The organism is Achromobacter sp. JD-1 (genome assembly GCF_038594925.1).
Taxonomy (GTDB): domain Bacteria; phylum Pseudomonadota; class Gammaproteobacteria; order Burkholderiales; family Burkholderiaceae_B; genus Achromobacter; species Achromobacter spanius_C.
The window spans coordinates 77,702-98,848 of the sequence record NZ_JBCGCS010000022.1; the positions used below are offsets into that span (position 1 = coordinate 77,702).

Annotated in this window: 20 protein-coding genes; 3 read left to right on the forward strand and 17 right to left on the reverse strand. The window is 62.9% G+C overall.

Going from position 1 to position 21,147, the window contains the following annotated elements; all coding sequences use genetic code 11:
• Positions 1-93: 93 nt before the first annotated feature.
• On the reverse strand, positions 94-453 hold the full coding sequence (locus WBR68_RS25825) for a VOC family protein (protein ID WP_050447775.1): 360 nt from the start codon (positions 451-453) through the stop codon (positions 94-96).
• Between the two features lie 109 nt (positions 454-562).
• On the opposite strand from WBR68_RS25825, the gene WBR68_RS25830 reads away from it, so the two are divergent.
• Complete coding sequence (locus WBR68_RS25830; RefSeq protein ID WP_050447776.1) at positions 563-988, forward strand: Hsp20/alpha crystallin family protein; 426 nt, start codon at positions 563-565, stop codon at positions 986-988.
• Positions 989-1,045: 57 nt separating this feature from the next.
• Here the strand turns inward: WBR68_RS25830 and WBR68_RS25835 are convergent, their stop codons facing one another.
• The 4 genes from WBR68_RS25835 to WBR68_RS25850 all read right to left on the reverse strand — a co-directional run bounded on the left by WBR68_RS25835 (position 1,046) and on the right by WBR68_RS25850 (position 5,422).
• Positions 1,046-2,803: a PHA/PHB synthase family protein gene (locus WBR68_RS25835; protein WP_230695633.1), complete on the reverse strand. Its 1,758-nt coding sequence runs from the start codon at positions 2,801-2,803 to the stop codon at positions 1,046-1,048.
• 42 nt (positions 2,804-2,845) lie between these two features.
• Positions 2,846-3,250 carry a hypothetical protein gene (locus tag WBR68_RS25840; RefSeq protein WP_230695634.1) on the reverse strand — a complete coding sequence of 135 codons (405 nt, stop codon included), beginning with the start codon at positions 3,248-3,250 and terminating at the stop codon, positions 2,846-2,848.
• A gap of 196 nt (positions 3,251-3,446) precedes the next feature.
• Entirely contained in the window at positions 3,447-4,304 is an 858-nt protein-coding gene (locus WBR68_RS25845) for a L,D-transpeptidase (RefSeq protein ID WP_230695635.1), read from the reverse strand.
• A 17-nt stretch (positions 4,305-4,321) separates the two neighbouring features.
• Positions 4,322-5,422, reverse strand: a complete 1,101-nt coding sequence (locus WBR68_RS25850; RefSeq protein ID WP_050447780.1) for an NAD(P)-dependent alcohol dehydrogenase — start codon at positions 5,420-5,422, stop codon at positions 4,322-4,324.
• Between the two features lie 244 nt (positions 5,423-5,666).
• On the opposite strand from WBR68_RS25850, the gene WBR68_RS25855 reads away from it, so the two are divergent.
• Positions 5,667-7,052: a metal-dependent hydrolase family protein gene (locus WBR68_RS25855; RefSeq protein ID WP_230695636.1), complete on the forward strand. Its 1,386-nt coding sequence runs from the start codon at positions 5,667-5,669 to the stop codon at positions 7,050-7,052.
• Between the two features lie 67 nt (positions 7,053-7,119).
• On the opposite strand, the gene WBR68_RS25860 is transcribed toward WBR68_RS25855, so the two are convergent.
• From WBR68_RS25860 to WBR68_RS25890, 7 genes are all read right to left on the reverse strand, one after another.
• Positions 7,120-7,890 carry an enoyl-CoA hydratase/isomerase family protein gene (locus WBR68_RS25860; RefSeq protein WP_127185357.1) on the reverse strand — a complete coding sequence of 257 codons (771 nt, stop codon included), beginning with the start codon at positions 7,888-7,890 and terminating at the stop codon, positions 7,120-7,122.
• A 10-nt stretch (positions 7,891-7,900) separates the two neighbouring features.
• The gene (locus tag WBR68_RS25865; protein WP_127185356.1) at positions 7,901-9,049 is read right to left on the reverse strand and encodes a carbohydrate ABC transporter substrate-binding protein; all 1,149 of its coding nucleotides are present in this window, start codon (positions 9,047-9,049) and stop codon (positions 7,901-7,903) included.
• Positions 9,046-10,242 (reverse strand): CaiB/BaiF CoA transferase family protein, encoded by a 1,197-nt coding sequence (locus WBR68_RS25870; RefSeq protein ID WP_230695637.1) that lies wholly within the window; start codon positions 10,240-10,242, stop codon positions 9,046-9,048. The genes WBR68_RS25865 and WBR68_RS25870 overlap by 4 nt, the downstream gene beginning before the upstream one ends.
• A gap of 30 nt (positions 10,243-10,272) precedes the next feature.
• Complete coding sequence (locus WBR68_RS25875; RefSeq protein ID WP_230695638.1) at positions 10,273-11,034, reverse strand: SDR family NAD(P)-dependent oxidoreductase; 762 nt, start codon at positions 11,032-11,034, stop codon at positions 10,273-10,275.
• The gene (locus tag WBR68_RS25880) at positions 11,031-12,209 is read right to left on the reverse strand and encodes an aldose 1-epimerase family protein (RefSeq protein ID WP_230695639.1); all 1,179 of its coding nucleotides are present in this window, start codon (positions 12,207-12,209) and stop codon (positions 11,031-11,033) included. Before WBR68_RS25880 ends, WBR68_RS25875 begins: the two co-directional genes overlap by 4 nt.
• Positions 12,210-12,334: 125 nt before the next feature.
• Positions 12,335-13,249 (reverse strand): sugar phosphate isomerase/epimerase family protein, encoded by a 915-nt coding sequence (locus WBR68_RS25885; protein WP_050447788.1) that lies wholly within the window; start codon positions 13,247-13,249, stop codon positions 12,335-12,337.
• Positions 13,250-13,280: 31 nt separating this feature from the next.
• A complete protein-coding gene (locus tag WBR68_RS25890; RefSeq protein WP_230695640.1) occupies positions 13,281-14,372 on the reverse strand; it encodes a Gfo/Idh/MocA family protein in 1,092 nt (363 codons plus the stop codon).
• A gap of 226 nt (positions 14,373-14,598) precedes the next feature.
• Here WBR68_RS25890 and WBR68_RS25895 point away from each other — a divergent pair, with 226 nt between their 5' ends.
• Positions 14,599-15,651, forward strand: a complete 1,053-nt coding sequence (locus WBR68_RS25895; RefSeq protein WP_230695641.1) for a LacI family DNA-binding transcriptional regulator — start codon at positions 14,599-14,601, stop codon at positions 15,649-15,651.
• A 40-nt stretch (positions 15,652-15,691) separates the two neighbouring features.
• On the opposite strand, the gene WBR68_RS25900 is transcribed toward WBR68_RS25895, so the two are convergent.
• The 5 genes from WBR68_RS25900 to WBR68_RS25920 all read right to left on the reverse strand — a co-directional run bounded on the left by WBR68_RS25900 (position 15,692) and on the right by WBR68_RS25920 (position 20,895).
• A complete protein-coding gene (locus WBR68_RS25900; protein WP_230695642.1) occupies positions 15,692-16,696 on the reverse strand; it encodes a Bug family tripartite tricarboxylate transporter substrate binding protein in 1,005 nt (334 codons plus the stop codon).
• 78 nt (positions 16,697-16,774) lie between these two features.
• The gene (locus tag WBR68_RS25905; protein ID WP_230695643.1) at positions 16,775-18,088 is read right to left on the reverse strand and encodes a 3-hydroxyacyl-CoA dehydrogenase; all 1,314 of its coding nucleotides are present in this window, start codon (positions 18,086-18,088) and stop codon (positions 16,775-16,777) included.
• A gap of 23 nt (positions 18,089-18,111) precedes the next feature.
• Positions 18,112-19,263 carry an acetyl-CoA acetyltransferase gene (locus tag WBR68_RS25910; protein WP_230695644.1) on the reverse strand — a complete coding sequence of 384 codons (1,152 nt, stop codon included), beginning with the start codon at positions 19,261-19,263 and terminating at the stop codon, positions 18,112-18,114.
• 60 nt (positions 19,264-19,323) lie between these two features.
• Complete coding sequence (locus tag WBR68_RS25915; RefSeq protein WP_230695645.1) at positions 19,324-19,731, reverse strand: Zn-ribbon domain-containing OB-fold protein; 408 nt, start codon at positions 19,729-19,731, stop codon at positions 19,324-19,326.
• A 234-nt stretch (positions 19,732-19,965) separates the two neighbouring features.
• A complete protein-coding gene (locus WBR68_RS25920) occupies positions 19,966-20,895 on the reverse strand; it encodes a LysR family transcriptional regulator (RefSeq protein WP_230695646.1) in 930 nt (309 codons plus the stop codon).
• Positions 20,896-21,147 lie beyond the last annotated feature (252 nt).

Sequence of the window (21,147 nt, forward strand, 5' to 3'; positions counted from 1 at the left end):
GATCCCATCATACAAAAATATGACCGCGCCAAGCGGAAGTGCGCCATGTTCGACGCCGCTTTTAAGAAACAGGTCGAACCCGCTCAAACCCGCTCAACGATGACAGACGGCTTCCACGTTGTGACCATCTGGGCTGAATACAAAGGCGGCGTAATAGTTGGGGTGGTAATGCGGCCGAATTCCCGGGGCGCCGTTGTCCCGGCCGCCGGCCGCCAGCGCCGCCTGATAGAAGGCGTCCACGTCCGCCCGCGTAGCCGCCGCAATGGCAATGTGCAATGGCGCCGCGGCGGAACCGGTCGCGTATAGCCATAAAGACGGCTTCCCGTTCTTGCCCAGCCCGATGCTATTGGGGCCTTCCATCGCCAGGCCGACGCCAAGCGGTGCTAACGCTTGCAGGAAAAAGTCGCGACTTTGATTGATGTCGCTGACGCCGAAACCGATGTGATCGAACATGGAAACTCCCCGCTTTGCAATTGACATTGATCAACATTGAACCCGTCGCTCGGATCATCATGACATCTGGGTGGGTAGCCGCTCACCACTTGAAGCAATGGAGACGAACATGACCCGTTTGACACAATACAGTCCGTTTTCATCAGACCCGGTTGCTGATGTGTTCCAGGCCTTCCTGCGACCGATTCGTTCGCAGGCAGATGAACGATCCCCCAGGCTGGACATTGACATTACCGAGGCCGGTGACAAGTACGTGTTGAAGGCTGAAATCCCTGGCATCGATAAAAAGGACATATCGGTGGAAATCGACGGGAACACAGTAATGATTTCAGCTAACAAGGAACAGAACAATGAAGTCAAAGAAGGAGGCAACGTGATCCGACAGGAACGATACTGGGGGCGCGTTCAACGTACCGTGTCGCTCGCCAGTCCCATCGATCAAGCCGCCGCCAAAGCCGTGTGTGATAACGGCGTGCTGACGCTGACGCTTCCCAAGCTCGCCGGGAACCAGAACAAGACGCTAAAAATCGAATGATGCGCGTGCCCAAGGCTCGCGACACGCATCTTCCCGCGCCTGGGTCAGGTAAGGCGACTACCTTTGAAAAACATATCGCCCGGGCGCAAGCGTGAGCGCCGACTGATCGCTCCCCGCAACGCCAAGTTCTTGTTTTGCAGGCCTTGGCGCACCTGAACGCTGCGCCAGCCATTCGCTCCACTCGGGCCACCATGAACCCTGGTGCAGCGCGCTGTCTTGCAGCCATTCGTCGGGCCCGCACCGAAAGCCGTTCGCCGGCGTGTCGCGGGTTCTGTACCAGCGTCCAATGTGTCCCGGTTCGCTGACCACGCCGGCATTGTGCCCGCCGCTGGTCAGTACGAAGCGGACGTCGGCATCTGTCTGATAGTGCACCTTGTAGACGGAGCGCCAGGGGGATATGCGGTCGGCGTCCGTGCCCAGCAAGAATATTGGCGTTCTGATATTGCGAAGCGCAATGACCCGACCGCCGGCTTGACAGCGGCCCGCCGCGAGCTCGTTGTTCAGGAATAGTTTTCGCAAGTATTCCGAGTGCATCCGATATGGCATGTGCGTGGAATCGGCATTCCAGGCGACCAAGTCATTGGGAGCCGACCGTTCACCGAACAAATAAGCGCGGGTTGCCCGCCCGCAGGCCTCGTCCATCGGCCGCAATGCTTGGAATGCAGCGGCCATCTGCTGCGCGGACAGGTAGCCTTGCGCCCACATCATGCTTTCCAGAAAATTGACCTCGCTTTCGCCGATGAATAAGCCCAGGCCGCCAGGCTCGGTGAAGTCCGTTTGCGCCGCCAGCAGGGTCAACGTTGCGAGCCGATCGTCACCTTGTCCGGCCATGGCGGCCGCGGCGATGGACAGCAGCGTGCCTCCCAGGCAGTAGCCAACAGCATGAACGCGCTGATCCGGGACCACCCGCGTGACAGCATCAAGCGCCGCCATGAACCCGGATTCGCGGTAGTCCTCCAAAGACAGGTTGCGATCTTTGGCGCCGACATTGCGCCAGGAAATGCAGAAGACGGTATAGCCCTGCGCGACCAGGTAACGGATAAGCGAATTATGAGGAGACAGGTCCAGCACGTAGTACTTCATGATCCAGGCCGGCGTAATGAAAATGGGCTCGGGCCGGACCGTGGCCGTCGTGGGCGCATACTGGATAAGTTCAAGAAGATGGTTGCGGAATACGACGGCCCCAGGTGTTATGGCGATGGTCTTGCCCACTTGAAAGCGGTCTGCCCCGCTATCGACGGGGTTGCCGGTCATCCCTTGCAGGTCGGCCACGAAGTTCCTGAATCCGGCGACAAGATTTGCCCCACCTTGGTCCGCGGTGCGTTGCAGGGCTTCAGGATTGGACAGCAGGAAATTCGCCGGCGAGAAGAGATCGCACCACTGCCTGGCACAGAAGGAAACCAGTTCGACGTGGTGCGCGTCCACGCCAGGCACCTGCTTTGTCGCCTGTTCCCACCATTGGCGTGTCAGGGAAAAAGCGTGCATCCAGAATTGATACGGTTCACGCCGCCACGCCTGTGCCGCGCTACGCGGAGAGTCGGGCATATCAGCGCTGGGGTATGTGCCGCCTGTCGCGCATAGCGCCGCATGCTGGCCTAATTTTGCCATCGAATCGGCGTAGAGCATGGCGAGCTTTAGCCGCGTTCCGGGCGCCGCATGGAGATGGATCCACCAGTCCAGCATGGCAAGCGTGGTGGCGGCCGGTGAAATACCGCCGGTCAGCCTCGCCAGCAGGGCTTCTTTGCTGTAGTTCAGCGCGTTGAAAATATTGTCGGATGCCTCCTCGGCAGCCCGCTTCGAACGGGTTTTTGGCATGATCACGCCGGTGTGGTGGGTTTGGGCCGCAGTGCGACCACATCAGGCTTTGATTTTTTCCGCCGTGCTGCCATGAGCGACAACCTGGGCAACGTCTTCAGCAATTTGGGAAAAGCGGTCCTGCCAAGGATTGCGGCTATTCCGTATTGCTTGCGAGGTCGATGCCGAAGCCTCCCGGAAGATTCTTTCCAGTTCCTTGAAGTACTTCAGTTCACGATCGATCAGATCAGTCATGTGCTTCTGTTGCAGGGCGCATATGCCTGCGATCGAGGGCTCAGCGTCGATCTCGGTATGTGCTTGTTGCATCCAGGTCACCATCTCCTTGTCGACCTTCAACTGCAAGGTTCTCAGCTCCTTTACGTATTCAAAATAGTTTGATGCCGCCGATAGCGCGACATCAAGGCCGTATTTGTACAGTGCCGTATAGGGCTCGTAGACGGGCTGCATGACGGGATACCTCCAGAATTAAAGCTACGCTGACGCTGGTCTGTACCAGGCTTGTAGAACAAGCGTAGGCTTATCCGCCTGCGACGAATTGACAAAACGCAACGTTCTGGCGTCTGCCAGCCGGGGCGCCGTCATCACGCGCATGATGTGGAAGAAACCGGCCTTCGATCCAGCTCGTCATGCCGTAGCAGGGATGTCATGGATTTTTCAGATTGATCACAGGGCGAGGCGACCAGTCTGGGCGGTCGCGACGGTCCGTGTCGACGACAATCAGATAGCGCCCCGCGCCGTATGCCGGCGTTCTTTTAGCGCGCAATACCCAGGGCTGGGTGCCTAAAGCCGCGGCGAGTTCGTACTCGGCATCCAGCAGGCCTAGGCGGTCAATAAATTCGTTTAGCGTGGCCGGGATACGAATGCAGCCCTTGGACTGTGGCGTACCTAGCTTGGCCTCGAGCGAATAGGGGTCGGTCGCGTGCATTTGCAAACGCATCGTGGCGATGCGTTCCTCACCCCAGCCTTGGCGGGCGTCCTGCCAACCGAAGTCGTAGACACGCATGCCCTTCAGGCCATAGCCGAGGATTCCGTTTGCATTTTTTTCACCTTGGGCGCGGTAGTCCGGGTTACCCAAGGTATGCGGAAACACGCCGGTCGGCGTCTCGAAATGGTCGAACGTGCCGACCCGCCCGGTAGAGGCGGGCGATGCGTCGATATACATGGGTGGCGCGACAGGGTGCAACCAATATACGAACACCGCCTGCACGTAGATGTTTCGGTCGGCGATGACAACATACTGAGGCGCCAATAAGGAGATGCCGGCGGATACCAGCGCATGGGTGGCGAGGTCTCCGTAACGAGCACGTTCGGCATCCGGCAACACTAGTCTTGGGGAAACCTCCCGGCTATACGCGGAGGCGACGTCGGCCGGTTGCATTGCCCCCTGGCCATGCGCCAAGGCAGCAAGGCAAAGCCAGGCCATCATGAAGATGGCGCGATGTTTGCGCCGACGTCCGGAAAGAACCGCAACGCCGGGCGCAAAAGCACTGGAGCACAGCATGGCAGGCACCCGACTTGTCAGAACGGCCGGATGGCCACTTTCAATACGTTGTCTCGCTGATTCGCGAATAAGTCGTAGGCCTGAGCGATGTCGTCCAGGCTGTAGCGGTGCGTGACCATCTTCGTCAGATCCAGCCGTCCCGATTGCAGAACATTCATCAGGCGTCGCATCCGCTCCTTGCCGCCAGGGCATAGGGCGGTATTTATCCTGTGATCGCCCAGGCCCGCCGCGAAAGCCGAAACCGGTATCGTCAGGTCACTGGAATAGACGCCCAGGCTGGACAAGGTGCCCCCAGGTTTCAGGACGCGCAACGCCGATTCGAATGTGCTCTGCTGCCCCAGGGCTTCAATCGCGGAGTCGACGCCCTTGCCACCCGTCAGTCGCAAGATCTCCTCAACGACATCGCACTCGTGAAAATTCAGAACGACATCGGCGCCCCAGGCTTGCGCCATCGCCAGCCGCTGCGCGTTTCCATCCACCCCAATGATGGTGGTGGCGCCCAACAACCTGGCGCCGGCCGTGGCGCAGAGTCCGATCGGCCCCTGCGCAAACACCGCCACCGTATCGCCGATTCGAATATTGGCGTTCTCGGCGCCTTTAAAACCCGTGGACATGATGTCCGGACACATGAGCACCTGCTCGTCGCTCAGCGCATCCGGCACGGGCGCAAGATTGGCCTCGGCATCCGGCACCAACAGGTACTCCGCCTGGGCGCCATCTATCATGTTGCCAAATCGCCATCCCGCAGTGGCGCGGTACCCGTGGCATCCGCACATGCCCGTGGCGAGCAGATAGGTGCCGTCCTGAGACGGCGCGCCGTCTTGGGCTGCATAGGAGTTGAAACTGGGACAGATCGCGCCGGCAATCACGCGTTGGCCTTCGGTGTAGCCTCGTACCGCGGTTCCAAGCTTTTCTATGGTTCCGACGGGTTCGTGACCGATCGTCAGGCCTTCTTTCACCGGGTATTCACCCTTGACGATGTGAATATCGGTTCCGCAGATCGTGGTGGTGGTAATCCGCATCAACGCGTCATTGGGCCCCACGTCAGGAATGGGCTTTTCACGTATCTCGACACGGTCCTGGCCCGCGAATACGGCGGCTCTCATCTTGGCAGTCATACTGGTCTCCACGAAAGCGGCGCCGATGGCGTGTACGTCCACAACCAGTACCGCATGGCATTGGGAAGTTCTGGCAGCTTAGTGCTTGAGAGCGTGCGCCAATTGACCAAAGTCAACTATCCGCAGGATCGCTACCTTGAGCACCAACAGCCAATCCGCCACTCTGGAATATCTGTCTGAAAGATCAGCGTCGCTCTTGTTTCCGCGTTGTTTCCGTCATGTTCGCTGCCCCTAAGGAGCTCTTATGGACGTTAAACCCGCAGTTCTGCTGTGCGCCGCGACGCTGTTTTTCGCGTCCCATCATGTCGCGCTGTCCCACGAGAATGCCGCGGCGCCCCCCGCGGCACTGGCCTCGCCCCGTCAGAACGCCCCCCCGGTTCTGATCGAAAACGCGCGCATCTTTGATGGCATATCGCCGGATCTGTCCGAACCCAGCAATGTGCTGCTGCGCGGCTCCGTCATTGCGCAGATATCACGCCAAAAAATTGACGTGGACGGTGCTCAGGTCATCGACGCCGGCGGACGGACGTTGATGCCTGGGTTGATCGATGCGCACTGGCATAGCATGTTCGTCGGTGTGCCGGTAGCGGTGGCACTGACGCAAGACACCGGGTACTTGAACTTGGTGGCGGGTGTTGAAGCTGAAAAGACGCTGATGCGTGGGTTCACGACCGTGCGTGACTTAGGCGGCGCAGTGTTCGGTCTAAAAGCCGCGATTGATCAAGGCGTCATTCCGGGGCCGCGTATCTACCCCTCAGGCGCGATGATCAGTGTCACCAGCGGCCATGGCGATTTTCGCAGTACGAACGATCTGCCGCGTACGTTGGGGGCGCCTGCGTCGCGTCATGACATCGTAGGCGACAGCTCTATTGCCGACAGTCCAGACGAAGTGCGCCTGCGTACCCGCGAACAGTTGATGCGCGGCGCCACGCAAATCAAGCTGACCGGAGGGGGAGGCGTGTCGTCGCCACACAGTCCGCTCGATGTGGTGACGTTCACGGAAGCCGAGTTAAGCGCGGCAGTTGCCGCTGCAACGGACTGGGGCACTTATGTATCGGTACACGCGTACACGCCGGCGGCGATACAGCGCGCGCTCAAAGCGGGCGTTCTTAGCATCGAGCACGGCAGTTTGATGGACGACGAAACCGCTGCCATGCTCGCCCGCTCGGGCGCTTGGCTAAGCACGCAGCCGTTTCCCGATGCGCTCGCTGATGTGTTTCCTCCTGGTTCCGACGAGCGGGAAAAAGCACTGGAGGTATTCGCGGGCACGGACCGCACCTACAAGCTGGCGATCAAGCATCAGTTGAAGACCGCGTTTGGTACCGACATTCTGTTTTCAAGCCAGTTGGCTGAGCAACAGGGGAAAATACTGGCGAGCCTTGGGCGCTGGTACACGCCCGCACAAGTGCTCACGATGGCTACTAGCGGCAATGCGCAACTGCTTAAATTGTCTGGCGCACGCAATCCGTATCGCGGCGACCTGGGCGAGGTTCGAGAAGGTGCACTGGCAGACCTGATTTTGGTCGACGGCAACCCGTTGCAGGACTTATCGCTGATCGGCGATGCCGAGCGTAAATTTCTGCTGATCATCAAGGATGGCGTGTTGGTCAAGAACGCGCTGGTGAAGTAGGGTCGGGTGGCAGCCAAGGGTCTGCCTCCCGACTCGTCGCGCAATTGTTGGGGCGTCCCCCCACCCGTCAGCGCCGCTCGAACTTCGGCGCGCGCTTTTCTTCAAATGCCTTCCGGCCTTCCTTGGCGTCGGCGGTGGCGAAGCAGATCGCTTGCAGATCGCGCTCGTATTCCACGGCCTTCTCTAGCGGCATCGACAGCGCGGCGCGCAGGTTGACGCGTGCCGTCTCGGCCGCGATAGGCGCGCGCGAAGCGATGGTGGCGGCAAGCGCTTGTGCGCGTTCGCGCAACTGCTCCTGCGGCACCACCTCGCTTACCAGGCCCCAGGCCAGCGCCTGCTCGGCGCGGATGGGGTCGCCGGTCAGCACCATCAGTGCGGCGTTGCTTGGGCCGACCGCATGGACAAGCTGCGCCGTCATGCCGCCGCCGCCGATCCAGCCCAGCTTGATCTCGGGTGCGCCCAGGCGCGCGTTGTCGGAGGCGATGCGGATATCGCAGGCCAACGCCATCTCGAGGCCACCGCCGAAGGTATAGCCGTTGATCGCCGCCACCGTGGGCTTCTTCAACATGCGCACGCAGTCGCAGTAGTCGAGCCGATTGCGAAAATCCCAGGGCGTGGCGTAGCGGTCAAGCTCGGTAATGTCCGAGCCGGCGCAGAAGGCCTTGGGGCCCGCGCCGGTCAGAATCACCGCGCGCACCTGCGGGTCGGTGTTGCATTGCTCCACTGCCGCGATCAGCAGGTCGGCCATCTCGGGCGTCATTGCGTTCAGCTTCTCGGGACGATTGAGTTCGATGATGGCGACATGGCCATCGATACTGAGATTGACGAGTGCGCTCACGTCGACATCCTTAGGTTGCGGTGTGCTTGGGGGCGGCGGCCAGGCTGGCCTGGAAGCGCTGAGTCAGGCCGCGCGCCAATGAGTGAGAGGGCGCGCGGGCGGCGACGCCGTCACGCAGGAACTGCGAGGCCTCGCTCTGGAAAGCGATGTAGCCATCGTGTCGCGGTCGGATCGAAGCGGCTTCGAGCGTGCGGGCCGTGTTGGCATAGAAGTTGCCGCTGGCCGCATTCACGTTCGCATCGGCCCAACTGCCGCGATGGCTGGGCTGTCCTTCATGCTGCGGGATGAAGCGGCTTTGGGTATCGGCCGCGAGCAACCACAATAGATGCGCGCGCAACTCCGGCCCCATGATGCAGCGTCGGGATATCGCAATGCCGGTGCCGCCGAGGATCGAGCCGGGCCTGCCCGCGTCGGCCTCGGGCGCGTCGCGGAACGTAAGCGGTTTCGCCACCGCTACGGTGGCGTAGTTCACATAGCCATAGACCAGCGGGCATAGCGCGATGTCATCGCGCGAGCTCATGTGGCCAAGCAGCGCGATCGGGTTGTAAGCCAGGGCGTGCGCGGGCGTGCGCCGCGCCAATTCGCTAAGCACATCGCACGCGTCGGCAAGCGTCGCCTCGTCGTGCCAGGCGCCGTGCGGGCGCAGGTCGGTATCGGGCGCGATGGCGGCCGCGATCGACAGCAGCGACAGGAACGGGTGCGGACCGCCCCAACTGAGCGCGACCGCGCCGCTGCGTTGCGACAGCGTCAGCACATCGCGCCAGGTGCGCGGCACGGGGCCGTCGAGCCGATCGGCGCGCGTGGCCATCACCTGCGTGGCGGCGTCCAGCGGCAGCGCCCATTGGCGATCGGCCATGCGATAGCTGTCGTACGACAGCCCGATGCTGTCCCGCGCGATCCGCGCCAGCTCGTCGGGCGCGAACACGGTGTCTAGCGCTTGCAGGCAATCGTGCGCCAGGGCCTCGCCCAGATGCGGGTGATCCAGCACCACCAGGTCATAGCGGGCGCACAGTTCGGCGATGGGCGCCGATTCGAAGCCTTCGAGCGACTGCTTGTCCCAGTGCACCAGCGGCCTGTGCGCGGTGGCGGCGTGCAGGGCATTGAAGCCGCGCGGGTGGTCCCAGGTCAGGCCACGATAGGGCAGGGCGCGTTCGCTCATTCCGAGGTTCCACGCAGCACCGCGCCCGAGGCCGCATGCGCGGCGATCTCGTCGGCGCTGAAGCCAAAATCGCGCAGCACTTCGTCGGTGTGTTGGCCGGTAAGCGGTGCGCCGCGCAGCACCTGGCTTGGCGTCTTGGAAAAGCGGATCGGAAAGCCCGGTGTCTTGATCTTGCCTTCGGTCGGATGTTCATACTCGACGAAGGTGCCGTTGTGCGCGATCTGCGGATCGTCGACCAGATCGGCGTATCCGTAGACGGGGCTGCACCAGATGCCGGCGGCATCAAGCTTGGCGAACCAGTCGGCGGTCGAGGCCTTTGCGAGGGTGTCGCGCACCAGCGCATAGATCTCGTCGCGCTTTTCCCAACCGTCGCGCTCGTCGGTGTACTCCGCCAGGCGCGGCTCTTCGGTCACGCGCGCCAGCACTTTCATGTCGGGCATGGCAAGCGCCAGATAGCCGTCGGTCGTCGCGAAGGTGCCATAGGGGGCGCGGATGTACACGTGGGCATGCGGCTCGGCGCTGCGCACCTGCGGCTTGTGCCCCACGGTGTAGACCGAGAGCTCCTGCATCTGGATCGTGGTGATCGCATCCAGCATGTTGACCTCGACCTTCTGGCCTTCGCCGGTACGCTCGCGGTGCAGCAGCGCGGCCAGCACGCCTTCGAAGGCGCAATACGCGGTGACGGCGTCGACCACATACTGGCCCGCCGCGCGTGGCGCTTCGCCCGCACGGCCCGACGACAGCATGGCGCCCGACATCGCCTGCAACAGCAGGTCCTGACCGGGGCGCGTGGCATAGGGGCCGTCTTCGCCGAAGCCCGACATCGATACATAGATCAGGCGCGGGTTCAGCGCCGACAGGGTCTCGTAGTCCACACCCAGACGGCCGGCGACACCCGGACGGTAGTTCTGGATAAACACATCGGCCTGCGCCGCGAGCTTCTGAATGATCTCTTTGCCGCCGGCGCTCTTCAGATCGATCGCGAGCGAGCGCTTGTTGCGGTTCAGCGAGAGAAAGGACACGTTGATCTTGTTGCCCGTGATGCCGCCAGCGGGCGCGTGCCGCTGCCATTCGCCGGTGGGCGGCTCGATCTTGATCACGTCGGCGCCCAGGTCGCCCAGGCGCTGCGCCGCGAAAGGCCCTGCCATGGCGATGGAGCAGTCCAGAACCTTGTAGCCAGAAAGAATACTCATGCTTCTACCCTCTGCGTGCGCCGATGCGCGTCAATGCATGACCCAGCCGCCGTCAACTGCCAGCGTCTGTCCGGAAATGAAACCCGCCTCGTCCGAGGCAAGGAAAACGATGGCCGCGGCGATGTCGCCTGCGTGCCCACGGCGCTTCACCGACTGGCGTTCAAGCACCATGCGGTTGTAGCCCTCGGGGTCGGGATGGATCTTCTCGGCGTCGGTGGGAAACGCGCCCGGCGAGATGGCGTTGACGGTGATGCCCCACTTGCCGAATTCGCGGGCGAAGGCGCGCGTGGCGCCCACCATCGCGCCCTTGGATTGCACGTAGGGCAGCAGGTTTTCCCAGCCGCCGGACAGCGTGATCGACGAGATATTGATCACGCGGCCCCATTGCTGCTCGCGCATGCCGGGCAACGCCGCGCGGATGATCTGAATCGCCGCCTCCACGTTCACGCGGTGCACGCGCGCCAGTTCTGCGTCGCTGTATTCCTCGAACGGGCGCGAGGGGTAGATCGCCGCGTTGTTGATGACCACATCAATCGGACCCTCGGCGGTCAACTGCTCCAGGTGCGACTGCAACGCGCTGGCGTCGGCAAGGTCGGCCTGCAGGACGTGAAGCTGGTCGCAAAACCGCGCCGGCACGGTGCTGCGCAAGCGATCGATATGCCCGGCGTGGTTGTCGAGCGCGATGACGCGGGCGCCTGCTTCCAGCAGTGCAAGCGTGGTGTCCACACCGAAGCCGCCCGCCGCGCCCGTGTAAAGCACGCGGCGGCCTTGCAAAGAGAAGCGCGCGCTCATGTGCGCCCCGCGATGGGCGCAAAGCGCCCCGACAACGGCGGATAATCGGCCTCGGGCTGCACCGCGATCGCGCGGATGCGTGCTTCGCATGCCGCGATATCGGCGGCCGAGCCCAGCACGCTGAACGTGGTGTCGTAGCGGCGCTCTTCCCTATGCTCAAGCCAGATGAGCTCGTTGCGTTCACGCGCCGCGCCCTGGCCCAGCACATGGTTGGTTGAGGGCTCGATGCCCATCGCATACTGGCCAGCTTGCAGGTTCTGCCATTGATACTGGCAAGGGAATTGATGCTTGAAAGTGCTGACCTGCATGCCCAGGCCCAGCTTGTCGTTGACCAGGGCCACCGGGACGCTGCCGTCGTCGGCGGCGGCCATCTCGTGCTGCCACACCTGCTCATGAAAGCCCAACTGCGGCGCCGGCATGCGGCGGTAGCCCACGCCCTGCTCGCGGTAGGTTTGCTCGTGCGCGGCCCACACCACATCGCGGATCGGCGCCAGATAGCGCGAGTCGGCGTCCAGCACCGGATAGCCCAGGTTGATGTGATAGCAGAGCATGTGCGGCGTGCGGTAGAAGCCGCGATTCACCACGCGATCCGACAGCTTGATGTCGTTGGTGCCCACCTCGATCTCGATGCGGCGGTGCAGCTCCAGGTGTTCGCCAAACACGGTGCCCTGGCTGACGATTCCCTCGGCCCACAGCACGCAGCGATCGCCGTCCCAGCGTTCGCCGTAGCCGGTCAGGCGCGCCGGAATGGTGCCCACGCGGCCATGGATGGACTGCTTGGCGGTCTTGCGCGGGCCGTACACATAGTTGTCGGCCGGTGCGTCGTACATGAACAGAATGTGGTCCAGTCCGCAGGTGATCATGAGGCCCGAGAACGATCGCATCCAGCCCAGTCCGCCTTCGCCTTCATAGTCATGCAGGCCGGGATGGCGATAGCCCGACGGCGACTGCCATCCCATGGCCAAGCCTCGGTATTCGCAATCGGCGACGTCCATCGCGCGATCCACCAGCACCGTAAAACGCAGGCCCGTGCCGCTGCGGAACTCCAGCATGCGGATACCGCGCTCCAGCCCGTCGTCCAGCGTCATCAGGCGTACGCCGGCAAACTGCGCAAGCTGCCCGGTGCGCGCCTCCACGTCGCGGCGCGTCATCCAGGTTCCGTAAATGTCAGGCATGAGTTCTCCCTGGCAAAGGCGCGGGTGCGCGTTTGCCGGTGTCGGTGTTCAGAATCGTGTTCGCAGGCGCGCCGCGGGCCTGATGGAAGGGTGCCTCGCGGTGCGCCTGTGTTGCGGCAGGCGGCCTACAGGCCGTTCGCGCGCAGCCGCTCGTCCAGGAAGGTCTTGGCGCGCGGCACGTCGTCTTCGGTCAAGTGCTCGATGATGATGGGAATGTTGGGGTGCTTCTTCGCCAGGCGCTGCAAGTACAGGTCGTAATTCAGCGCGCCCAGGCCCGGCGCCGGCAGCTCGATCTCGCCCACGCCACGGAAGGTATGGCTCTCGGCCGCGCCCTCGTCACCAATGTCGCTGTGCTTTTCCGACTTGTCATCGCCCGAACGCTTCACGTCCTTGGCATGCGCGATGCAGATTTTGTCGGACAGCGCGTCGAACACTTGATTGAGCGTGCGGTCCATCTGGTCGATGTTGTGCGCTTCGAAGTAGTTCGTGGGATCCATCAAGAGGCCAAGGCCGGGGTGATCCACCTCGGCGAACATGCGCAGCGTTTCCTCGACGGATCCGACCACGTTGTTCACATAGGTCTCAAGCAGGAACACTGCGCCATGGTCATAGGCATGCTGCGACAGCTCCGCGATTACCGCGCGGCACTGGTCCCAGCCTTCCTCGGTCTTGTTCTTGGGGTGATGCACCCAGTCGCTGTCGGTGGCGAAGGTGCCGGTTTCCGAGATCACGTAAGGCGAACCCAGCTGGCGCGCGTGCGTCAGGATCTCTTTGAGATAACCGTTGCGGCGTTGGCGTTCGGCGGGATCCGGGTGAACGATATTGGTATAGGCCGAGATGCAGGACACCGGCAGGTTGTAGTTGCGGAAGGTGTCGCGGATCTGGGTGCATTTCTGCGCGGTCAACTGCCCCGGGCCGAGCTCCATGTCCTTGAAATGCAGGTCCAGCTGCACGGTGTTGAAGCCGTGCGAGCGGATCACCTTGGCGGTGCGCTCCAGCTCATAGGGAAAGTAGCCCGAGAAGATTCCGGTCTGGATCATGATGTTTGTCTCCGTCTGTTTTTATGACTGGTTATTCAACAGCCGGCAGCCGTACTGTGCGGCCTTCGGCGATGGACGTATACGCGGCCTCGACCAGCGCCATCGTGCGTACGTTGTCGGTCACGCTCAACGCAGGCTCGGTGCCGCTGGCCAGCGCGTACTGCAACTGCTCCATCACGCCGATGAAGGCATGCGGAAACCACATCGTGTCCCACGTGGGGGTTACCCAGCGCCCGTCGGTATGGCCCTGGGCCGCGCGCGAGGCGTAGCTAAGGGTCGACGGTTCGCCGGTGGGCCAGCCGATGGTGCCGCGCGCGACGCCCTCGGTGCCTTCCACGCGCCAGCGGATGTGCTGGTCATCGGGGTATCCCTCGGCCCGTGGCCCCGACCACACATCTTCAAGCGACAGCGCAAGCAGGCCGTTGCCAAAGCGCAGCGTGGTGCTCACCAGCCCATCCTGGTGCGCGAACTCGGTGCGCGGATCGGGGCGGGTGATGCTGGTGATCTCGGTGGGCTCGCCAAACAGATAACGCAGGGCATCAAGGTGATGCACGCTCATGTTCGAGAGCGTCAGCCGGTCATAGCCGCGCAAGAAATCCTGCCAGTGCGGGATCGCGTGCATGTCGATCTGCGCGAACACCGGCGTGCCCAGCACGCCCTGGTCCAGCAGTTGTTTGAGCGTGCGCATCGATTGGTCGTAGCGCATGTTCTGGTTTACCGACAGGATCTTGCCGGTGGCCCGCGCCTCGTCGCGCAAGGCGCGGGCTTCGTCCAGCGACAGGGCCAGGGGCTTCTGTGCCAGCACGCCGCGCACGTGCGGGGCGCGCAGGGCGGCGCGTATCAGCGCGGGCTGCTGGTCGGGCGGATACGCGATGTCCACGATCTCGATTTGCGGATCGGCGATCAGGGCCAGGGGGTTCTCATGCACTAGCGGGATGCCGTAGCGTTCGGCGACCTGGGCCGCTTTGCTGCGCGTACGCGACGCGATAGCCGCCACCGTGAAGCCGGCCTGTTGGTAGGCCGCCAGATGGCACTCGGCCATGATCATGCCGGCGCCGATGCAGCCGATGCGAAAGCGCCGTTCCCGAACGGGCGGGTCGGGCACCAGGGTAGGGTGCGACATGTGCTCCTCCTGCCGGCTCGGTATGCGCTGCCAACTGCCTGGCATCCTGCCGTGCGGTGTTTGATGTTATCGAGCCGCGATAATCACATCAAAACAATCAGGGGTAAAGGTGGATGGCGCTTATAGGGCAGCAACCTTACCTTTTTGATCCAGAATGATTGCAAATGATGGGTTATGATCGCCTCGCTACCATCGTCCTGATGGTGTCTTGAGAGGCTGGTCCCGCATGCGCCCCACCATTTCCCTCATTGCCCGTGAAGCCGGCATGTCCACCGCCACCGTGGACCGGGTGCTGAACGACCGCGACGGCGTGCGCGGCAAGACGCGCGACCGCGTGCTGGCAATCGCCAATCGCCTTGGCTACTTCGTCCAGGGCGCCGATGCCGCCAGCCAGGATGTGCGGGTCGATTTCGTGTTGCCCGCCGGCACCAACAGCTTCATGACCGCGTTGGGCCGGCACTTGCTGGAAGAAGCCGCCACCCGCCCCGATGTGCGGGCCCGCCTGCATCTGATCGAGGGGTTCGACGCCAACAAGCTCGCGCAAAAGCTCTACGAGCTGCGCGAGCAGACGCAGGCCGTTGGCCTGGTCGGGCTGGACCATCCCCAAGTGCGCGACGCCATCATGGCGCTGCGCGACAGCGGCGTGCATGTAAGCACCCTGGTGTCGGACATTCCGATCTCGGCGCGCCTGGGGTACGTGGGCATCGACAACCGCGCCGCGGGCCGCCTGGCCGCGCTGTTGCTAGGCCGGTTTCTGCCACAGCACACCGAGCGCAAGGTTGCGGTGTTCGTGGGGTCTCTGGCGTATCGCGGCCACGAAGAGCGCGAGATGGGCTTTCGCTCGCTGCTGAGCGAAGAGTTTCCGCACCTGCGCATTGCACACATTCTTGAGATCGGCGACGACCGCGACCGCGCCTTTGCCGTCACGCAGGATCTGCTGCGTAAAGATCCGCCGCACGCGATTTACAACATCGGCGCCGGCAATCAGGGCATCGCGCGAGCGCTGAAAGAGGCGCGGCCGGCTGAGGCGTGGGCAGACGAGGCTAGCTCAAGTAAGGCAGCGTCCGCCCATCGCATTGTCTTCGTGGGCCACGACCTCACCGAAGCCACGCGCCGCCTGTTGCTTGATCGCACCATGGACGCCGTGATCGACCAGAACCCGCGCGTCGAGGCGCGCGAGATCGTCAAGCTGCTGGTGGCGGCCGTGAAGGGCGCGCCCGAACCTAGTTATCTGCCGCGGCTACAGGTCATCTTCCGGGAGAATATTCCGGAGCCGTGATGGTTTCGGGACGGTGCGCGTTTGCGAGCGCCTCACCGTGCTATTGGACCTTGACGTGCGCCTGGTCGATGACGGTTTTCCATTTGTCGAGCTCGGCGTCGACGAAGCCCGTGACCTGTGCCGGCGAAAGCTTGGCCGTCGTGGCATTGTTGTCGTTGATCCATTTGATGTTGGCTTCGGTGTTGGCGCTGTCGATGGCGATCTGGTTCAGCTTCTGCACGATGGATGTCGGCATGCCGGCGGGGCCGAAGAGGCCTATCCAGGCCTGCGACTCATAGCTGGGATAGCCGGATTCGGCGACGGTGGGAACATCGGGCAAGCTGGGCAGGCGGTCTTTTGAGGTGACGGCCAGGGCTTTGACGTCGCCCGAGCGGATGAACGCGGCTGCCGATGTTGCGTCCAGGAATGCCGCCGGGATCTGCGCGCCTATCAGGTCGGTGACGGCAGGCGCGGCGCCCTTGTAGGGGATATGGCGCAGATTGGCGCTGGCGACCATTTTGTAGAGTTCGCCGGACATGTGCGCCGAGCCGCCCACGCTGCTGGAGCCGAAAGCCAGACCGCCAGCTTGTTGGTTGGCGTAGGCCGTGAATTCCTTGGCGTTGGAGAGGGGAGATTTGGCGGGAACCAGCAGGACGTTGGGCGCGTAAGCCAGAATGGCCACGTTGGAGAAGCTCTTCTTCGGGTCATAGGGCAAGTTGGGCTGCAGGCCGGGATAGATCACGTGCTGCGTGGCCGTGACAAGCAGGTTGTAGCCGTCCGGCTTCTCGCGCGCGACGAGCGCTGTGCCGATCTGGCCGCTGGCGCCGGGCTTGTTCTGAACCACGATGGTCGTCTTCAACGCATTGCCCAGGTCCTGAGCGTAGCGGCGCGCAACCAGGTCCGTGAAACCGCCAGGCGAAAACGGGACGACGATGGTGATGGGTTTGCCGTCGGGCCAATCGGCGGCAGCCGCGACGCCAGGCGCGAGCAGGGCGCTGCTGCCGCAGATGATGATGGCGGCCAGATTGCGGCCCAAGGGGATGCGATGCAGTTGCTTGTCAGACACGCTTGTCTCCAGTTTTTTGTAGTTATCAAAACCTCTGTATTTGCTAGCTCCGCTGCCTCTTATTGCGTGTGCGCGGCTTCAGGCAGGTCCATCTAGAAAACCTCGCCCCTCCTGAGCGAGCTTGACGATGAGATTGGCCGGCTTCCAGTATTGGGAACCGTGCTCGGCTTCGTACTTGCGCAGCCCCGCCAGGATGGCAGGCAGGCCGACCTGGTCCGCGTAGCACAGCGGGCCGCCCCGATAGGCGGGAAAGCCGTAACCTTTGAGCCAGACGACGTCGATGTCGGAGGCGCGTTCGACGATGTTCTCTTCCAGGATATAGGCGGCTTCGTTGATCATGGAGTACAGGCAGCGCTCCAGAATTTCCTGGTCGGAGATCTGCCGCGCTTGTCGGCCGGAGGCCGCGCGGTGTGCGGCGACCAGTGCTTCGGCAGCCGGTGACGGGGTGGCCTTGCGCTCACTGTCATAGTCGTAGAAGCCGCCCTGGGTCTTCTGGCCCAGCCGGCCCGCGGCGACCATGCGGTCCAGCATGTCGCACTCGCGCTCGCGCGGCGTCAGGTTCGGCAGGCGGCTCTGGCGATTGCGCCAGCCCACGTCCAAACCTGCCAGATCCGCCATGGCGAACGGCCCCATCGGCAGGCCGAAGTCGCGCAGGACACGGTCGATCTGAAAGGGCGAGGCGCCTTCCTGAAGCAGGAAATGACTTTCGCGCGTGCGCTTCGCCAGCATGCGGTTGCCGACGAATCCGTCGCAGGACCGCACCAGCACGGCGACCTTGCCCAGGCGGCGGCCCACTTCCATGACGGTGGCGCACACGTCGTCAGAGGTGGCGGAGCCGCGCACGTTCTCCAGCAACTGCATGACGTTGGCAGGACTGAAAAAGTGCATCCCCACCACGTCCTGGGGCCGCCCGGTGGCGCTCGCGATAGTGTCGATGTCCAGGAAAGAGGTGTTTGAGGCCAGGATGGCGCCGGGCTTGCAGACCCGATCAAGCGTCTTGAATATCTCGTGTTTGAGCCCGATTTCCTCGAACACCGCTTCAATGACCAGATCCACGTCGGCCAGATCCTCGAAGTGTGTGCTGCCCTGTATGCATGCGAGACGCTGCGCGACGTCGCCTGCGCTGAGTCGGCCGCGCCGCGCGGAATTGGCGTAGTTTTCTTCGATGCGCGCCATGCCCTGGCTGAGGCGCTCGGCGTCTTTCTCCAGCAGCACCACGGGTATGCCGGCGTTGGCGAAGCACATTGCAATGCCGCCGCCCATCGTGCCGGCGCCTATCACCGCCGCCCGGCTGACGGACCTGGCCTTGGCCGCAAACGGTAGCTTGTGCAATTGAGGCTCGGCCACGAAGGGATGGTAGGTGACGACTGGCGTGCTGGTGGTGCTGCTCATGATGGTGTCCGCGGTTGTAGCGTTTACAGGGTGGCGCGCGATCCGAGGATCGCCGTGACTTGGCTGGCCAACTGGCCGCCATTGCCGTGGGCCAGGGCCAGATCGACGCCGTCAACCTGTCTGGCGCCCGCGGTGCGGCGGATCTGATGCACCGCCTCGATGGCCGCGAAAATGCCATACATGCCAGGGTGATTGCAGGACAGGCCGCCGCCGTTGGTGTTGACCGGCAGTGCGCCACCGGGCGCGGTCACGCCTGACGCCACGAACGCGCCACCTTCGCCCTTGGCGCAGTAACCCAGGTCCTCAAGAAACAGAATCGGGTTGATGGTGAATGCGTCATAAAGCTGCAAGACGTCGATCTCTTGTGGCGCGACGCGCGCCATCTCGAAGGCGCGTTGGCCGGATTGCACGGCACCGGTGACCGTGAGGTCTTCCATGCTTGAAATCTGGCGATGCGTGGTGGCCTCGCCGACACCCAGAACATAGGCCGGCGTGTTGGCAAATTCCGGCACGCGCTCGGCGGCGACGAGAATCATCGCTCCGCCGCCGTCGGTCACCAGGCAGCAGTCCCGCAGCGTGAGCGGATCGGAGATGGGCCGGGAATCCAGAACCTCGGCGATGCTCAGGGGGCCGCGCTCGTGCGCGGCAGGATTGCGCTGCGCCCACTGGCGCGCGGCAACCGCGACGCTGGCCAACTGTTCGCGCGTGGTTCCGTACTGGTGCATGTGGCGCGCGGTAGCCAAGGCGTAGCCACTGATGGGGTTGCGGGGTGAATACATCGCCTCCCAGGGGGCGGGTTCGGTCAGGGTGGTCAGCTTGCCGCCCGCCGACAGTTGGTTCGATCCATAGCAAATGCAGGCCACTTTGCACAGCCCGGCTTGCAGGGCAAGCGTGGCTGACAACAGGTGGGCCAGAAATGAGGATCCGCCGATGTTGGTGCCATCCATGTAGGTCGGATGGATGCCGAGATACTCCGCCACGGACAGGGCGGGCATGAAATGCGTCAGGGTGGACGTGAACAAGCCGTCGATCTGGTCCACGCCGATGCCCGCATCGGCCGCCGCCGCCTGAACGGCGATGCCAAGTTGATCCAACGCCGAGAACCCGGGGCTGTTCCAGCCAGGCGTGGTGCCGACCCCGACAATCGCCGAGGCCCCTCTTGTACTAGTAGCCATCAAATCATTCCAATTAGCATGCGTCGCGCGATAGTCCGCGCGCGCAATCATCAGGCGCGCTCAGTCCGCGCGCACAAACACCACGCGCGGCACGCCAGAGGATTGGCGGCGCACTTCTGCACGGACTCGCATGCCGATCGTCACCGCAAGCGGATCGATGTCGACAACGGTGCTCATCAGGCGCGGTCCTTCTGCAAGGTCGACCAGGACGACGCAATAGTTCCCACCCCGTTCGGGGCGTTGGCGCACGACGGTGGTTGAATAGATAGTGCCGTCGCCACTGGCGGCTTCCCAGCGCAAGCTTCCCCCGCCATAAGGGGAGATGGCTCGAGGATAGAAAACGGCGCGGCCGGTTGTTTCGCAGCGCTGAATCATGAACTGCCCTTGTTCGAGCATGCGCTGGAAGTACTGCTCCGGGCCGACTGCCGCGTCGCCCGCTGTGTGTGTGCTGTTAGAGGAATTCTGCACATTCGCCTCCCAAGATTCGTTGGCCGCGGCCGGCCGGCAGGCGGACGGGACACACACCCGTTGGGTGCATGGCTTGTCTGCTGGCGATGCCACGACGCTGAAATGATGTTAGGGGGCGGGTCGTCTCGGGACAATTAACTAATTTTGACGAGGGTCATAGCGATTGAGCATAGCTGGGACGTGGCCCGTTGCGTGCCGGGTTCGCGCGCGGAGGGTGCGCGCAGAGAGATGAACTCAATCAGCCAGCCAGCGTACGCCGACGTTCTCGAACTGTTTGATGTAGGGCTCGAGCAGGCGGATCAGCTCGGCATGCAGGACATTGACGAGGCGGGGGTTGCGGTTCAGCACGGCGGTGCCGATGATCACGGTGCGTTGCAGCGTGGGGCTGATGATGGGAGCGCCTTCGATGCGCTTTTCGGCCAGCATCGTCATGATGGGCATGGCTGGCAGGATGGTGTAGCCGACGCCGCGTAACACCAGATCGAGAATGACCGTAGTGCTGTCCGACTCGGCAACCAGATTCAGGTTGACGCCGAGGATGGTGCAGGCCCGGTCTATCACGTTGCGCAAGCTGCGCGCTTCCGGAACCACCATGGGCATTCTGGAGACGGCCTCGAGCGTCATCGGGGTGTCTTCGGACAATCCGGATCCCGGCATGCCGAACACGTAGATGGGTTCGGAATAAGCGGGCGAGGTCTGCAGAAGTTCGGATTGCAGATAGTCGCCCATGAGGCAGATATCAAGCTTGCCAGCCTCCAGGCCCTCTTGCAGGAAATCCGAGAAGCCGGTGGCGATGCGCACGCGCAGATTGGGATACTGCTGCTGCAGCGCGATGACGAGCGGGCCGGCAAGGGCGGCCGCAAGGCTGGGCAGCATGCCGATGGACACCGTGCCAAGCAGCTCCGATTTTGCGGCGCCGATGTCGGCCCGGGCTTCATTGAGCCCCTTAAGGGAAACCCGCACCTGATCGACAAACCGGCGGCCTGGCACGGTCAGCACCATCCCGAGCCGGTTGCGCTCGAAAAGCGGAGTGCCCAGTTCGTCTTCCAGCTGTTTCAGCTGTCGGGACAGGGCGGGCTGCACAACGTGCAGCAGTTCCGCCGCCTTGGTGAGACTGCCGGTTTCCGCGATCGCCAACACCGTTCTTAACTGCCTGAGTTCCATTTCCGCCTGCTTTTATCGAGACACATGCCAAACGGCTATAGGGGTCAGAGAAAAATGTGAATTGTGCGGCTGTGGCACGACTCCTACCATCCTCACCAAGTTAACGACAACCGCCAGATCAAGCTGGGCTGCGATTGCGCGTATCCGTTTGCATGTTAGTGCTTTTCGGCGCCTGCCCGCAGGCGCGCCTCGTCTGGCAGGAACATGCAATGACTACGGGCAGCAGCTTAAGAACTTGAGCATAAGAGTCAG

What these genes read in the sequence shown, in the direction of transcription:
- WBR68_RS25825 (WP_050447775.1), bottom strand. Translation starts at nt 453, where the DNA reads ATGTTCGATCACATCGGTTTCGGCGTCAGCGACATCAATCAAAGTCGC.
- WBR68_RS25830 (WP_050447776.1), top strand. Translation starts at nt 563, where the DNA reads ATGACCCGTTTGACACAATACAGTCCGTTTTCATCAGACCCGGTTGCT.
- WBR68_RS25835 (WP_230695633.1), bottom strand. Translation starts at nt 2,803, where the DNA reads ATGCCAAAAACCCGTTCGAAGCGGGCTGCCGAGGAGGCATCCGACAAT.
- WBR68_RS25840 (WP_230695634.1), bottom strand. Translation starts at nt 3,250, where the DNA reads ATGCAGCCCGTCTACGAGCCCTATACGGCACTGTACAAATACGGCCTT.
- WBR68_RS25845 (WP_230695635.1), bottom strand. Translation starts at nt 4,304, where the DNA reads ATGCTGTGCTCCAGTGCTTTTGCGCCCGGCGTTGCGGTTCTTTCCGGA.
- WBR68_RS25850 (WP_050447780.1), bottom strand. Translation starts at nt 5,422, where the DNA reads ATGACTGCCAAGATGAGAGCCGCCGTATTCGCGGGCCAGGACCGTGTC.
- WBR68_RS25855 (WP_230695636.1), top strand. Translation starts at nt 5,667, where the DNA reads ATGGACGTTAAACCCGCAGTTCTGCTGTGCGCCGCGACGCTGTTTTTC.
- WBR68_RS25865 (WP_127185356.1), bottom strand. Translation starts at nt 9,049, where the DNA reads ATGAGCGAACGCGCCCTGCCCTATCGTGGCCTGACCTGGGACCACCCG.
- WBR68_RS25870 (WP_230695637.1), bottom strand. Translation starts at nt 10,242, where the DNA reads ATGAGTATTCTTTCTGGCTACAAGGTTCTGGACTGCTCCATCGCCATG.
- WBR68_RS25875 (WP_230695638.1), bottom strand. Translation starts at nt 11,034, where the DNA reads ATGAGCGCGCGCTTCTCTTTGCAAGGCCGCCGCGTGCTTTACACGGGC.
- WBR68_RS25880 (WP_230695639.1), bottom strand. Translation starts at nt 12,209, where the DNA reads ATGCCTGACATTTACGGAACCTGGATGACGCGCCGCGACGTGGAGGCG.
- WBR68_RS25885 (WP_050447788.1), bottom strand. Translation starts at nt 13,249, where the DNA reads ATGATCCAGACCGGAATCTTCTCGGGCTACTTTCCCTATGAGCTGGAG.
- WBR68_RS25890 (WP_230695640.1), bottom strand. Translation starts at nt 14,372, where the DNA reads ATGTCGCACCCTACCCTGGTGCCCGACCCGCCCGTTCGGGAACGGCGC.
- WBR68_RS25895 (WP_230695641.1), top strand. Translation starts at nt 14,599, where the DNA reads ATGCGCCCCACCATTTCCCTCATTGCCCGTGAAGCCGGCATGTCCACC.
- WBR68_RS25905 (WP_230695643.1), bottom strand. Translation starts at nt 18,088, where the DNA reads ATGAGCAGCACCACCAGCACGCCAGTCGTCACCTACCATCCCTTCGTG.
- WBR68_RS25910 (WP_230695644.1), bottom strand. Translation starts at nt 19,263, where the DNA reads ATGGCTACTAGTACAAGAGGGGCCTCGGCGATTGTCGGGGTCGGCACC.
- WBR68_RS25920 (WP_230695646.1), bottom strand. Translation starts at nt 20,895, where the DNA reads ATGGAACTCAGGCAGTTAAGAACGGTGTTGGCGATCGCGGAAACCGGC.